Source organism: Xanthomonas sp. 3058, from assembly GCF_014199765.1.
Lineage (GTDB): Bacteria > Pseudomonadota > Gammaproteobacteria > Xanthomonadales > Xanthomonadaceae > Xanthomonas > Xanthomonas campestris_B.
Genome location: NZ_JACHOF010000003.1, coordinates 197,342 through 210,452, shown reverse-complemented (window position 1 = coordinate 210,452; position 13,111 = coordinate 197,342). Strand labels below are relative to the sequence as shown.

General features: G+C 68.4%; 11 protein-coding genes and 1 other RNA gene. 5 read left to right on the top strand and 7 right to left on the bottom strand.

Annotated features, from left to right (window positions below):
* Positions 1-48: 48 nt before the first annotated feature.
* Together GGR61_RS06405 and GGR61_RS06400 are read right to left on the bottom strand one after the other, a co-directional pair.
* The gene (locus tag GGR61_RS06405) at positions 49-3,369 is read right to left on the bottom strand and encodes an ankyrin repeat domain-containing protein (protein ID WP_184620835.1); all 3,321 of its coding nucleotides are present in this window, start codon (positions 3,367-3,369) and stop codon (positions 49-51) included.
* Positions 3,362-3,622 carry a YcgL domain-containing protein gene (locus GGR61_RS06400; RefSeq protein ID WP_184406616.1) on the bottom strand — a complete coding sequence of 87 codons (261 nt, stop codon included), beginning with the start codon at positions 3,620-3,622 and terminating at the stop codon, positions 3,362-3,364. Before GGR61_RS06400 ends, GGR61_RS06405 begins: the two co-directional genes overlap by 8 nt.
* Positions 3,623-3,840: 218 nt before the next feature.
* Between GGR61_RS06400 and GGR61_RS06395 the strand changes: the two genes are divergently transcribed.
* From GGR61_RS06395 to GGR61_RS06380, 4 genes are read left to right on the top strand one after another with little or no spacing between them, the layout of a single operon-like run.
* Positions 3,841-5,037 carry a beta-ketoacyl-[acyl-carrier-protein] synthase family protein gene (locus GGR61_RS06395; RefSeq protein ID WP_184620834.1) on the top strand — a complete coding sequence of 399 codons (1,197 nt, stop codon included), beginning with the start codon at positions 3,841-3,843 and terminating at the stop codon, positions 5,035-5,037.
* Entirely contained in the window at positions 5,037-5,810 is a 774-nt protein-coding gene (locus GGR61_RS06390; RefSeq protein WP_184620833.1) for a beta-ketoacyl synthase chain length factor, read from the top strand. Before GGR61_RS06395 ends, GGR61_RS06390 begins: the two co-directional genes overlap by 1 nt.
* Positions 5,807-6,628, top strand: a complete 822-nt coding sequence (locus GGR61_RS06385) for a glycosyltransferase family 2 protein (RefSeq protein WP_184620832.1) — start codon at positions 5,807-5,809, stop codon at positions 6,626-6,628. Before GGR61_RS06390 ends, GGR61_RS06385 begins: the two co-directional genes overlap by 4 nt.
* Positions 6,625-8,247, top strand: coding sequence for an NAD(P)/FAD-dependent oxidoreductase (locus GGR61_RS06380; RefSeq protein ID WP_184620831.1), 1,623 nt, complete (start codon positions 6,625-6,627; stop codon positions 8,245-8,247). Before GGR61_RS06385 ends, GGR61_RS06380 begins: the two co-directional genes overlap by 4 nt.
* A 51-nt stretch (positions 8,248-8,298) precedes the next feature.
* Here the strand turns inward: GGR61_RS06380 and GGR61_RS06375 are convergent.
* Positions 8,299-8,374, bottom strand: a non-coding RNA gene (locus GGR61_RS06375) — sX9 sRNA.
* A gap of 99 nt (positions 8,375-8,473) precedes the next feature.
* Here GGR61_RS06375 and GGR61_RS06370 point away from each other — a divergent pair.
* A complete protein-coding gene (locus GGR61_RS06370; RefSeq protein WP_326520619.1) occupies positions 8,474-8,809 on the top strand; it encodes a hypothetical protein in 336 nt (111 codons plus the stop codon).
* 337 nt (positions 8,810-9,146) lie between these two features.
* On the opposite strand, the gene fabG is transcribed toward GGR61_RS06370, so the two are convergent.
* The 4 genes from fabG to GGR61_RS06350 all read right to left on the bottom strand — a co-directional run bounded on the left by fabG (position 9,147) and on the right by GGR61_RS06350 (position 13,052).
* Complete coding sequence (fabG, locus tag GGR61_RS06365; RefSeq protein WP_184620830.1) at positions 9,147-9,884, bottom strand: 3-oxoacyl-ACP reductase FabG; 738 nt, start codon at positions 9,882-9,884, stop codon at positions 9,147-9,149.
* 163 nt (positions 9,885-10,047) lie between these two features.
* Positions 10,048-10,485, bottom strand: coding sequence for a phosphotransferase (locus tag GGR61_RS06360; RefSeq protein WP_184620829.1), 438 nt, complete (start codon positions 10,483-10,485; stop codon positions 10,048-10,050).
* Entirely contained in the window at positions 10,472-12,838 is a 2,367-nt protein-coding gene (locus tag GGR61_RS06355; protein ID WP_184620828.1) for an MMPL family transporter, read from the bottom strand. The genes GGR61_RS06360 and GGR61_RS06355 overlap by 14 nt, the downstream gene beginning before the upstream one ends.
* Positions 12,828-13,052, bottom strand: coding sequence for a hypothetical protein (locus GGR61_RS06350; RefSeq protein ID WP_184406482.1), 225 nt, complete (start codon positions 13,050-13,052; stop codon positions 12,828-12,830). Before GGR61_RS06350 ends, GGR61_RS06355 begins: the two co-directional genes overlap by 11 nt.
* Positions 13,053-13,111: the final 59 nt, after the last annotated feature.

The window sequence follows — 13,111 nt, the reverse complement described above, 5'->3', positions numbered from 1 at the left end:
GCGCAGTCCGGCAGGCGCCGCCGGCATCGACAGGCGCATGCCGCCTGTTCAGCGCACCTCGCGCAGGAAGCGTGCCATCGAGGACACGCCCGGAAGCGCCGGCTCGAACTGGCCGGCCACATCGATGAAACCACGCATGATCGCGATCTCGCGCGGGGTGCGGTTGAGCGCGTCGCGGTGGTCGGCATCGGCGCCGGCACGCAGCAGGCGCTGCACCAGCAGCGGCAGGCCGTGCAGTGCGGCCAGATGCAACGGACCGAAGCCGCGTTGATCGGCCACCTCCAGCGCAACGTCTTCGTCGAGCAGGCGTTCGACGCCGGCCAGCACCACCTGCTCGTCGCAGGCGGTGCCCGGTTCGGCGCGCGCGCCCAGCAACAGCAGCAGCGGACTGACCCGTCCACCGGCCAGGGATTGCGGGTCGGCGCCGGCCAGCAGCAAGGTGTCCAGCAACGCCAGCAAACGGGTCTTGTCGCGCGCGGTGAAGCCGTACAACGCGGCGCAATGCAGCGGCGCCAGGCCTTGATCGTCGTTGGCGTGCACGTCGGCGGCGGCGGTGAGCAGGCGCGCCACGATATCCGGCAGGCCCAATGCGCAGGCCAGCATCAGCACGGTGACGCCGCCGGGCAGGCGGTGTTCGATCTGCGCGCCGGCCTGCAGCAGGGCCGCCACGATCTCGGTCTGGCGCATGCTCACCGCCGCCGACAACGGCGTGGCGCCGCTGGTGGACGCGCGTTGCGGGTCGGCGCCACGGCCGAGCAGATGCGTCACCACGCCCAGATGCCCGCCGCCGGCTGCGCGCAACAGCGCGGTGCAGCCCTGTGCATCGGTAGCGTCGGCGGGTAGGCCGAGGTCGATGAGGCGACGCACCGCATCGGTGTCGCCGGCCATCGCGGCGGCCGGCACATCCGCCTCGCGCAGGCTGCGGCGTGGCAACGGCCAGATGCGCCAGTCCAGCCAGTCGGCCAGATCACGGCGGCCGATCGACAACGCCACGCCCAGTGGGGTCTGCCCATCGGCGGCGCGTGCTTCCGGCGAGGCGCCGTGTCTGACCATCAATTTCAGCGACGCTTCGCGGCCCAGCGCGGTGGCCAGATGCAGCGCGGTCATGCCGTGGCTGTCGCGCGCTTCACGGTCCACGCCGTGCTCCAGCAACCAGTGCTGCAGGCGCAACCAGCCCAACCGCACCGCCAGCGACAACGGCGGATCGCCGACCGCCGAGGAGGCGAACGGATCGGCGCCGCGTTCGAGCACTTCCAGCGCGAACTGCTCCAGCCCGCGCGATGCCGCGTCGTGCTGCACGCAGGCGCTGAGCAGCCGTGTCAGACCGCCCGCACCGGCCGGCGACACGCCATGGCGCAGCAGCACCTGCAAGGCCGGTACCGCCTCCACTCCGCGCGACAGCAGCGCGAACATCGGCACATCGCCACAGGCGTCGCGCACCTCGGCATCGGCGCCGTGGCGCAGCAGCCAGTCCACCGCTTCCGGGTTCAAGGCCAGGTGCGCATCGTGCAACAGGCCGCCGAGTTCTTCCGGGCCGCAGAGCCTTGCCAGCGCGGTCAGGCCATCGCGTTGCCCGAACTGCAAGCCTTCGCGCAGCAGCACCAACGGCGGACGATCCGGGGGCACCGCAACGCCGGGGCTATCGCCCTGCGTGTCGCTGACCGCGGACGGCAACGGATACGCCGGGTCGAGCAATTGCACGATCGCCCAGCGCCCGGCTTCGGCCGCCACATCCACCGCGCGACGGCCCTGCGCATCGGTGCTGTCGGCCGGCACCTGCAGATCGAGCAGGCGGCGAATCAAGGCCGGCGACACCCGATCGGCGGCGCACGCCAGCATTACCGCATTGCGGCCGTCGCCATCGACGGCCAGCACATCGGCCTTGCGTGCGACCAGGCGCTCCAGGACCGCGCTGCGTGCCTGCCGCGCGGCATCCAGCCACGGGGTGCGGCCGAGCAGATCGCGCGCTTCCAGATTGGCGCCGGCCGCCAACAGCGCTTCGACGATATCGCCATGCCCGGCCAATGCGGCTTCGTGCAAGGCGCTGCGACGCTGGCGGTCGCGCGCATCCACGCGTGCCTTGTGCTTGAGCAGCAGTTGCACGCCGGCCGGGTCGTCTTCTTCGGTACCGGCCGCAGCCAGCAGCACCGGCGCGCCGCCTTCCGGTTCGGAATGCGCGCCGCGTTCCAGCAGGAATTTGGCCAGCCGCCAGTTGCCGACCTGGCAGGCCATCGCCAATGGCGAGAGGCCGTCGTTGTTGAGTGCGTCGAGTTCGGCGGCGGCATCGCGCAACAGCGCGGCCACGCCGGGGTCGGAGCTGCGCACGGCGTGATGCAGCGGCGTGTTGCCGTCGTTGTCGCTGGCGCGCGGGTCGGCGCCATTGGCCAACAGCGTCATCACTGCATCGGGGCGGCCGTGCCAGCTGTCGCGCGTGGCGGCCAGCAGCGGGGTCATGCCGCGATGCGGTTGGTTGACGTCGACGCGGCGCACGATCAGCTCGCGCAGCAGGCGCAGATCCGGCAGCACGGCGGCCAACGCAGGAAGGCTGCGTTGATCGCGCCATTCCGGCAGCGGCATCGCCTGCGGGTCGGCGCCGGCGTCCAGCAACTGCAGCGCGCGGTCCACCCGTCCACTGCGCGCGGCTTCAAACAATTCGGGCACCAACTGATGCTGGGCGACCGGCTCCAGCGGACGTGGTTCTGCCGCTGCTTCGGAAAAGAAATCGGCCGCCTGCAAGGGCGCCGGGGCATCGCTGCGGGTCGGTGCGGCGGTGCGTTGCAACAGCAGATGCGCCGCCGGCAGCAGCACGCTGGCCGCGATCGCCAGACTCCAGCGCAAACCACTCGACAACCAGCCCGGCCAGGCCAGCGCCACGGCCAACGTACACATCGCCAGCACCAGCGCGGCGGCCAGCAACCCGCGCCAGGCGTGGAGTTCCTGCGTGGCCAATGCGTGCCAGCGCGGCGCCAGCGCGCCACCGTCGCGTTCGACCTCACCCCACAGCGGCCAGGTCCGCCACAGCCCGAGCAGCGCGGCGCTGACCGCCACGCTCAAGGCCAACGCGGCGGCCAGGCTGCCGCTGTCGCGCAAGGCCGTCAGCGGCCAGCTGATCAGGGCCGCCAGGGCCAGCAGGCCAACGCCCCAGATCGCCAGCAATGGCGGCAATGCCTGTGCAATCGCGCGCGGCTGGGGCGGCAGCGCGCGGGTGCCGCGTGCCCACGACACCGCCAGCGCAAATGCCGGTTGCGCCAGCCACAGCGTCAGCGCAGCGACGCTGTGGCTGGCGCCGCCCAGCAACGCCAGCGCCACACCGGCCACGCCAGCCAGCGCGGCGGCACGCAACCGCGCGGCACGCGTGGCCTCAGTCATAGTCGCACTCGCCCGCCAGCACCACCGTCTTGGGCAGTTGCAGATAGAAGCCGTGCCTGCTCAGCGCCTCGCGCACGGTTGCCACGTCGGCCTGCGCCAGACGGCGCTCCGGCGTCAACGCCACCTCCAGCACGAACGCGAACGGCGCCAGCTGCGCGTGCACGGTGGCGGGGAGGCCGGAGAAGTCGTCACGCGTGGCGAGATAGACAAAGGTGTCCTGCTTGCGTTGGCTTTTATAGACGTAGGCGTGCATGCGCGCGTGGTCGCGCTCGAAGTCAAGGTGTGTCGCAGGATTGTGTCCCAATTGCGCCGATGGCGAAAGCGCGGCGCGCGCGAAAAATCCCAGCCGCGTCAGCGACATGACCGGCACGTTCAGTTGCGCCATCCACGGGAGACAGCCACGCCCCCGATATACTGCAAGCACTTTTTGCCAGTCAGACCACCGTGAGCCAAGCGCAGCATCCGTCCCAGATGGCCCCGGTCGCCGTCACCGCATTTACTTCCACCACCGCGCTCGGCGTCGGGCTCGATGCCCAGGCTGCCGCCTTGACGGCCCGCCGCAGCGGCCTGCGTCGCAACGATTTCGGCCCGCAACCGCTGCCGTGCTGGATTGGCCGTGTCGCCGGCGTGGAAGACGTCGTCTTGCCGGAAACCCTGCAAGGCTGGGACTGCCGCAACAATCGCCTGGCCTGGCTGGCCCTGCAGCAGGACGGCATGGCCGACGCGGTGCACGCCGCCGCGCAGCGCTACGGCGTCGAACGCGTGGCGGTGATCATCGGCACCTCCACCTCCAGCATCGGGGCTAGCGAAGAGGCGTATACACGGCTGGTCGAAGACGCCGACGGTGCGCGGTTCCCCGAGGATCTGAACCGCCCGATCGTGCACACCCCGCATTCGCTGGGCGATTTTGTGCAGCACGCCACCGGCCTGCGCGGCCCCTGCGTGACCGTGGCCACGGCCTGCTCGTCCAGCGCCAAGGTGTTCGCCCAGGCCGCGCGCCTGATCGACGCCGGCGTCGTGGATGCGGCGCTGGTCGGCGGCGTGGACACCTTGTGCGGCAGCGTGCTGTTCGGCTTCAACGCGCTGCAGGTGGTCGCGCCGGAGCCATGCCAGCCGTTCGACGCGCGCCGGGTCGGCCTGAGCCTGGGCGAGGCCGGCGGCTTTGCCCTGCTCGAACGTCCCGCCGCTGCCCCGGACGCGGCGCTATGGCTGTACGGCTATGGCGAATCCAGCGATGCGCACCATATGTCCGCCCCGCATCCGCAAGGCCTGGGCGCGCAGCTGGCGATGCGCGGCGCGCTCGATCGCGCCGGCCTGCAGCCGGACGCGGTGGGCTATCTGAATCTGCATGGCACCGCCACGCCGGCCAACGACAGCGTCGAAGCCGCTGCGGTGGCGGCGATCTTCCCCGGCACCCTGCACGCCAGTTCGACCAAGGCCTGGACCGGCCACACGCTGGGCGCGGCCGGCATCGTCGAATCGGTGATCGCGCTGCTGGCGCTGCGCGACGGTGTGCTGCCGGGCACGCTCAACAGCGAGGTTCCCGACCCCGCCTGCGGCCCGCAGATCCGTTTCGACAACGCCCATTCCAAGATCGATTACGCAATGAACAACTCCTTTGGATTTGGCGGCAACAACTGCTCGCTGCTGTTCGGGCGGGCACGCTGATGTTGTCTGCCACCATCGAAGGCATCGGCTTCTGGACCCAGGGCCTGCCCACTTGGGAGGCCGCTGCCGCCTTCGTGCGCGGCGGCGCGCTGCAGGACACCCCGGCACGCCCGGCGCCGCAGCTATTGGCCCCCAACGAGCGCCGCCGCGCACCCGATACCGTGGCCGTGTCGCTGGAAGCCGCGCTGGCCGCCTGCAGTGCCGCTGGCCGCGATCCGGCCAGCCTGCCGTCGATCTTTACCTCCACTTACGGCGATCTGGCGATCTCCGACTACATGTGCACGACCCTGGCCAGTGACCCTCTGGCGATCTCGCCGACCAAGTTCCACAACTCGGTGCATAACGCCGCGGCCGGCTACTGGACCATCGGTGCCGGCGCGATGACCCCGGCCACCGCGATCAGCGCCAGCCAGGCCAGCTTCGCGCAGGGCCTGCTGGAAGCGCTGGTCCAGCACGCCGCCGGCATGGACGCGGTGCTGCTGGCCGGCTACGACGCCCGCTCGGTCGGACCGCTGGGCCGGGTCGCGCCCAGCCAGGGTCTGCTCGGGGGCGCGCTGGTGCTGGGCGCGCCCGGCCAGGCCGGCAAGCCGCAGCTGCGCGTGCGCCTGGACAACGGCACGCCCTCGCCCGGCGACGGTCCGCTGGCGCGGCATGTGGCCAGCAACGCGATGGCACCGATGCTGCCGTTGTTCGATCTGCTCGCCGGCACTGGCGACACCGTCGCGCTGTATGCCGGCCCCGGCCGCGTGCTGCGCGTGGAGATCCAGCGATGAGCCGGCAGCCCCTGACCCGCGAAGACACCGCGATCCTGGTGCCGGCGCTGAACGAGTCGCTGCGCATCCGCGAGGTGGTCAACGATGCGCTGACCTATTGCTCGCAGGTGATCGTGATCGACGACGGCTCCGACGATGGCACCGCCGATTGCATTGCCGATTTGCCGATCACCCTGATCCGGCATCCGCAGCGCATGGGCAAGGGCGCGGCGTTGCGCAGCGGGTTTGCGCAGGCGCAGCGGCTGGGCATGCGCGCAGTGATGACCATGGACGGCGATGGGCAGCACAAGGCAGCCGATTTCCCGCGTTTGCTGGCGGCCGCCAATCGTCATCCCGGCTGCGTGATCGTCGGCGCGCGCATGCGCAAGCGCGCCACCCAGCCCACCATCCGCCGCATCGGCAACGATTTCGGCGACTGGGGCATCGCCTGGGCCTGCGGCTTCCAGCTGGTCGACAGCCAGAGCGGCCAGCGCCTGTATCCGGCCTCGGTATTCACCTTGCCCGACGTGCCCGGCGAAGGCTTCGTGTTCGAGGCGCAGCTGCTGATTTCCGCCGCACGCCAGGCCGGCGCGCGCGTGGTCGCGGTGCCGATCGAAACCCGTTACGCCGGCAGCTCGCCGGGCACGTTCCGCAAGAGCCATTTCCGCCTGGTGCGCGATTTGTGGAACATCACCTCGCACGTGGTCGCGCAGGCCTGGAGCTACGGGCATATCTGGCGCGAATACCGCCGCGTGCGCGCCAACCCGGTGCTGATCGACGATGCTGACGGCGAATTTGCTACTGTGCCCCCGGTCACCAAGAGCACCCCATCCCCATGAATGCACAGCGTGCCGATGTCGTCATCACCGGTGGTGGCCTGGCCGGACTGAGCCTGGCCCTGCAACTCAAACAGCGTGATCCGGCGCTGGCCATCACCGTGCTGGAGCGCCGCGCGCACCCAGTGCGCGAGGCGGCGTTCAAGGTCGGCGAATCCACCGTGGAAATCGGTGCGCACTATTTCGCCGAGGTGCTGGGCCTGCGCGAGCATCTGGAGACCGAGCAGATCCGCAAGTTCGGTTTCCGCTTTTTCTTTTCCGATAAGCGCCAGGACATCGACCGCTGCACCGAGCTGGGGGTCAGTCAGATCCTGCCGACGCCGTCGTGGCAGATCGACCGTGGCCGCTTCGAGAATTTTCTCGGCGAACGCGCCCGTGCGCAGGGCATCGCCTTTGTCGACAGCTGCAGCGTCAAGGGCGTGGACCTGTCCGACGACGAGGCCGACCACGCAGTGCGCTATGAGCGCGCCGGCGAGCCCGGCACGTTGAGCGCACGCTGGGTGGTGGATGCCAGCGGCCGCGCCGGCCTGCTCAAGCGCAAGCTCGGCCTGGCGCAGGACAACGCACACGATGCCAATGCGGTGTGGTGGCGCGTGGAAGGCCTGATCGATCCCAATGGCTGGTCGCAGGACAGCAGCTGGCTGCAGCGCTGCACGCCGCCGGACCGCTGGCGCTCGACCAACCACATGTGCGGGCCGGGGTATTGGTTCTGGTTGATTCCGTTGTCGTCGGGCGCCCATTCGCTGGGCATCGTCTGCGATGCGTCGATGCATCCGCTGGACACCATGAACACCCACGAAAAAGCGATGACCTGGCTGCGCACGCATCAGCCGCAGGTCGCCGCCACGCTCGACAAGGCCGACTACCGGCTGCAGGACTTTCTGTTCCTGCGCAACTTCTCCTACGGCTGCAAGCAGGTGTTCTCGCCGCAGCGTTGGGCGCTGACCGGCGAAGCGGGCCTGTTCCTGGACCCGTTCTATTCGCCCGGCAGCGACTTCATCGCCATTTCCAACACGTATATCTGCGAATTGATCGGCCGCGACCGCGCCGGCAGGTCGCTCAGCCCGTATACCGAGCTGTATGAGCAACTGTATTTTTCGTTCTACGAAAACACCCTGACCCTGTACCAGGATCAATACGCGCTGTTCGGCGACGAGCAGGTCATGCCGGTCAAGGTGATCTGGGATTACACGTATTACTGGTCGCTGCTGGCGCCGCTGTTCTGCAGCGGGCGCATCGCCAACCTGAGTCTGCTGGCGCGCATGAAGGCCGATTTTTTGTACGCGCGCGATATCAACATGGCGATGCAGCGCGTGTTGCACGACTGGGGTCGGTACAACGGCGAACAAGGTCTGGCCACCGGACAGGGACGGCTGCTGGATCAGTACCTGATCGGTTGGTTCAACGAACTCAATGGCGCCCTGCACGACACGCTGGACGACGACGCCTTCGCAGCACGCATCCACGGCAACATCGCGCGCATGGCGGTACTGGCGCGCGAGATTCTGCTGCAGGCGCGTCAACGCCATCCCGCACTGCCCGATCACGGCCTGGACGCGTTGACCACCAATGCCATCGGCGAGCCGATCCTGACCGCCGCCTGGTACGCCGACGCGGCGTGAGATCGATCGAACGCGCCGACGCCGCATTCGTTTCGGCGTGGCGCTGGGAGCGGCTGACAACGCCTGGCGAGCAGACGTCAGCTGGATGCGGACGGCGCGCACTACCCGCAGCGCACCCTTGGTACATGCCGATTGCGAAAACCGGCTCCGCTTGTGTGGAGGTTGCGCAGTCGTTTTGTTATTGATCCCTTACACTTGAAACATCCGCATTCACGTCAGGTGACCCGTGTATCGACCGTTGCTCTTTTCGCTTGTCGTGACCATCGCCGGCCTCGTCAGTACGCAAGCCATTGCGCAGAACGTCGTGCAGTACACACCCGAGCCGCTGCTGATGAACGGCAGCGACCTGGTACCGGTGTGTCGGCGCGCTGCTGAAACCCATTACCTGGCGCAAGGCGCCAGCATCTACAACTGGACAGCGTCGTATCACGACCGCGGCGATGGCCTGTATGTCGACGGCCGCCTGCGCGCCAATGGCAAGACGGTGTCGGTGCATTGCAGCGCCGCGCGTGGTGCACGCGAGCGCGAACTGATCCTGAAGATCGACGAGACCGGCGGCTAAGCGCAGCTGACAAGACCTCGCCAACGTCGTGGCGATGTTGGTCCGTCGAGGGCGCGATGCCCTCACCGCTTGCCGGACCCGGTGGCGGCATGGATGCCGCTACCAAGCCTGCAGCGACGGATGGACGGCGTGTCCGGCAGCAGTGAGGACATCGCAGCTGCCAACATGGTGGTAGCGGATGGGCACCACAACGCCGGCTGCGCCCACCTGGCGGTGGGCGTGGTCGCTTGTTAGCGGCTATACACCGGCGTGCGCTTGTCGATCTGCACCGTGCACGATTTGACGCGCCGAGGTTGCGACCCACGCTGCGCCGGCTGCGTCTCTTGCGCCGGCCGACTCAACCCATCCCGCCATTGATGCCGATGATCTGGCCGTTGATGTAGCCGGCTGCCTCCGAGCACAGGAACGCGACCAGCGCGGCGACTTCGTCGGGTTTACCGACGCGCCCGGCCGGCACCAGTTGCTTGATCATCTCCGGTGCAAAACTCTCGCCGACCATCTCGCTTTCGATCACACCCGGCGCGACCACGTTGACCGCGATGCCACGGCTGGCCATTTCGCGCGACAGCGATTTACTGGCGCCGTGCAAGGCGGCCTTGGCGGCGGCGTAATTGGTCTGGCCGCGATTGCCCAGCACGGCCGCCACCGACGACAGGCTGACGATGCGGCCCCAGCGCGTACGCGCCATCGGCAGCAGCAATGGCTGGGTGACGTTGAAGAACCCATGCAACGACACGTCGATGACCCGGTGCCACTGTTCGGCGTTCATGCCGGCCATCGGCGCGTCGTCGTGGATGCCGGCGTTGTTGACCACGATCTGGATCAGGCCGACCTCCAGCAGGCGTGCCAGCGCCGCCGCGCTGGCCTGCGCATCGGCCACATCGAATGCCACCGCCTCCGCGCTACCGCCATCGGCCACGATCGCCGCGACCACCGCATCGGCGCGAGCGATATTGCGGTTGGCGTGCACGATCACGTGGCGGCCTTGCGCGGCCAACTGGCGGCAGATCGCATCGCCAAGATCGCCGCTACCGCCGGTGACCAGGGCGCGGCGCTGAGGAACGGGTGTACTCATGGACATCTCGCTGGAAGCCGCAGCCACGACGGCGGAAAGATCACCATCCTAGCGATTCGCGGTTGGCGCAGGAACAGCCGTGCCGGCATCTTGCAGCAGCGCGCGGGTGCGCGCTGCGCGTCGGTGCTGCGCGCGCAGCGTGCTTGGACGGCGGCATGAACCGCTAGTCCTGCGCGGCGCCCAACATCACCGTGGCGCGCCCCTCGGAGAGCAGCTGGCCCTGATGGGTCAGGCGGAAGCTGTATTGCTGGCTGTCCTCGCCCTGCATCAGCACCTGCGCCTCGCAGACGATCGCATCGGGCAGGTCGTCCAGATAGGCGACATGCAAGTCCACCGCACGCAGCGCCACCAACATCCCCGGACGCACCGGCTTGCCCGATGCGCGGCCCAGCAAGCCGCCATGCACGGCCATGGCCTGCGCGCCGTATTCGCACAGATGCAGTGCGCGCAGGCGCCCATTGGAGCGCAGCGGATGCGTGTCGCAGCGATGCGCATCGCTACGCAGCACGATGCGCTGCGCATCCCACTCCACCACCGCTTCCCACAGGCACATGCTGCCCTGATGCGGAACCAGCGCGGCAATTGCGTCACGTCCCTGCATGCGGCTCTCCGGGCGTGGTGCGCTCCAATGTCGGCTCGCGCGACACCAGCAAGGCCAGAATGAAATTGAACAGCACGCCCAACGCCACCGTGCTGCCGATCGCGCGCAGCACCGGAATGCTGGAGGCCGCCAACAACGCGAACACCAGCAAGGTCATCAGGCTGCACACGATCAAGGCATGCAAGGTGCGCAACTGATCGGCGTGATCGTCGCCGGCATGATCGAAAAACAGCGCGTAATCCAGGCCAAGACCGGCCGCCAGGATCAGCGCGATCAGATGGAACAGATTGAGCTCCACGCCGGTGCCGCGCAGGATCGCCAGGATCAGCACCGTGGTCAGCGCCATCGGGACCAGCACACGCACGATCCGGCGCGGGCTGCGCAACGCGATCGCCACGGTCACTGCCAGCAGCAACGCGGCCAGCACCAACGCGCCAAGCACCCGCCCGCGATACGCGGCCACCAGGGATTCGGACGCATCCTTGAGATCCAGCAGTTGTGCGCCACTGCCCCGCACGGCGGCGGCCAGCACCGCCGGATCGCGCAGCCCGGTCAACGACACCAGCGCCGTGCTGCGATCGCCACGCCCCAGCAACAGTCCACCGACCGAAGTCGCCAGCGGCGAGCCGGCCAGGTCCTTCGGCAGCAGCGGCGCGGCCTGCTTTGCTAGCGCCAGATCCTGCAGGAATGGCGCAAACGCATCGCTGCGGAACGGCGTGGCCGCCACGGCGCTGTCGGTCAACGCACGCGCCTGCGCGGCATCCGGCAACGCGGCCTGACGCGCACGCTGGGTCTTGGCGCTGGGCAGATACCGCGCCGCCATGTCGTAGCCGGTCAATGCGCCGTCGCGCATCAATGCATCCAGGCGTGGGCGCAACTGCTCGCTGGCCTGCAGCGCGGCCTCATCGTTGGCTGCCGATAACGCGAGCACGTAACGCACATCGGGAGCGCCCAGTTCCTGTCGCAACTGCGTGTCCTGCGCCAACGCCTTGGGCGGCACCGGGGTCAATTTCGACAGGTCGTTCTGCCAGAACTGCCCTGGTGCAAAGGCGATCACCGCGATGCCGATCACCGCAATCACCGCCAGACTGATGCGCGGCCGCGGCAAGCGCGCGATGCCACGCCAGAGCGCGGCGAGCATGCGCGAATCGGCGTAGTCGCGTGGCGCCGGGTCGATCAACGACGGCAACAGCCAACGGGTGGTGACCGCAGCGGTCGCCAGCCCGGCGATGGTGAACACCGCCAGCTGCCGCAAGCCGTCCACACCGGAAAACAGGAAGGTCACATAGGCAATACAGGTGGAGACCACGCCAGTGGCCAGTGTCGGCCACAGGTGGCGCGCGTTGTCGCGCGGATCCAGACCCGGGCGCTGATGGCTGAACAAATGGATCGGGTAGTCCTGCACCACCCCGATCAGGGTGAACCCGAACGCCACGGTGATGCCGTGTACGCCGTCGAACAACAGCGCCACCGCAGCCAGGCCGGCCAGCCCGGCACTGGCCAACGGCAGCACGCCGAGCACCGGAATCTTCCAGCTGCGGTAGGCGACCAGCAGCAACAGCACCAGCCCCACCGTATCCAGGGTGCCGATCCACTGCGCCTCGCCTTGCGTGCGTGCGGTGATCTCCACCGCGAAGGCGCCGGGACCGGTCAAGGTGAGTTGCGTCGTGCTGCCCTTGCTGACCTTGGCGAAGGCCGCCTGCACCGCGTCGTAGGCCAGCTGCTGACCGGTGGGATCGAAACCGGCTGCGCGCGTCTGCACGATCAACAAGGCCGAGCTGCCGGCGCGGTCGAACCACACCGCGTTACGCGTCTGCGGTGCCGCTGCCGGCTGCAGGGTTTCGGCCAGATGCAGCACTTCCAGGGTGGGATCGCGCGGCAGCAACGGCTCCACCATCGCGGCCGCAGGCGAACCCAGATCCTGCACCCGCGACTGCAGCGCCGCTTCCAACGTGGCTGCATCCAGCGGCGTCTTGTCGAAGCTGTCGCTGAGCAGATAGCGATATGGCAGCAAGCGCTCGGGGATCGCATCCAGCCCCGTATTGCCGCCATTGCCGACCAGCTCGAACAGCTCCGGCTGCGCGGCCAGGGCCTGCTGCAACTGCTGCGACTGCGCAGCCAGCGTGGCCGGATCGCTCTTGGACAGTGACATCAGCAGCAGGCGCGAGCCGGGGCCTTCGCCGAGTTCTTCGATCAACAATTTCTGCGCAGGCGTGCGCGGGGCGGGCATGAACTTGCGCAAGTCACCTGAGACTTTGAGCGTCTCGCTCAGCCAGAAGCCGGCAACCGCCAGCAAGGCCAGCCACAGCAGCGCCAGACCGATACGACGGTTTGCATTCAATTCAAGCGCCATGCGAAAGCTCTGCTGCGGTGGTGGAACGTGCAACGGCCGCACGCGCGGCATCGGGCGGTACAGGCACGTTCCGCTTACTGAGGGCGGGCATGAACTTGCGCAAGTCACCTGAGACTTTGAGCGTCTCGCTCAGCCAGAAGCCGGCAACCGCCAGCAAGGCCAGCCACAGCAGCGCCAGACCGATACGACGGTTTGCATTCAATTCAAGCGCCATGCGAAAGCTCTACTGCGGTGGTGGAACGTGCACCGGCCGCACGCGCGGCATCGGATCGT

Excerpts from the sequence above, each read along its gene's own strand:
- GGR61_RS06405 (WP_184620835.1), bottom strand. The coding sequence starts at position 3,369 with ATGACTGAGGCCACGCGTGCCGCGCGGTTGCGTGCCGCCGCGCTGGCT.
- GGR61_RS06400 (WP_184406616.1), bottom strand. The coding sequence starts at position 3,622 with ATGCACGCCTACGTCTATAAAAGCCAACGCAAGCAGGACACCTTTGTC.
- GGR61_RS06395 (WP_184620834.1), top strand. The coding sequence starts at position 3,841 with ATGGCCCCGGTCGCCGTCACCGCATTTACTTCCACCACCGCGCTCGGC.
- GGR61_RS06390 (WP_184620833.1), top strand. The coding sequence starts at position 5,037 with ATGTTGTCTGCCACCATCGAAGGCATCGGCTTCTGGACCCAGGGCCTG.
- GGR61_RS06385 (WP_184620832.1), top strand. The coding sequence starts at position 5,807 with ATGAGCCGGCAGCCCCTGACCCGCGAAGACACCGCGATCCTGGTGCCG.
- GGR61_RS06380 (WP_184620831.1), top strand. The coding sequence starts at position 6,625 with ATGAATGCACAGCGTGCCGATGTCGTCATCACCGGTGGTGGCCTGGCC.
- fabG (WP_184620830.1), bottom strand. The coding sequence starts at position 9,884 with ATGAGTACACCCGTTCCTCAGCGCCGCGCCCTGGTCACCGGCGGTAGC.
- GGR61_RS06360 (WP_184620829.1), bottom strand. The coding sequence starts at position 10,485 with ATGCAGGGACGTGACGCAATTGCCGCGCTGGTTCCGCATCAGGGCAGC.
- GGR61_RS06355 (WP_184620828.1), bottom strand. The coding sequence starts at position 12,838 with ATGGCGCTTGAATTGAATGCAAACCGTCGTATCGGTCTGGCGCTGCTG.
- GGR61_RS06350 (WP_184406482.1), bottom strand. The coding sequence starts at position 13,052 with ATGGCGCTTGAATTGAATGCAAACCGTCGTATCGGTCTGGCGCTGCTG.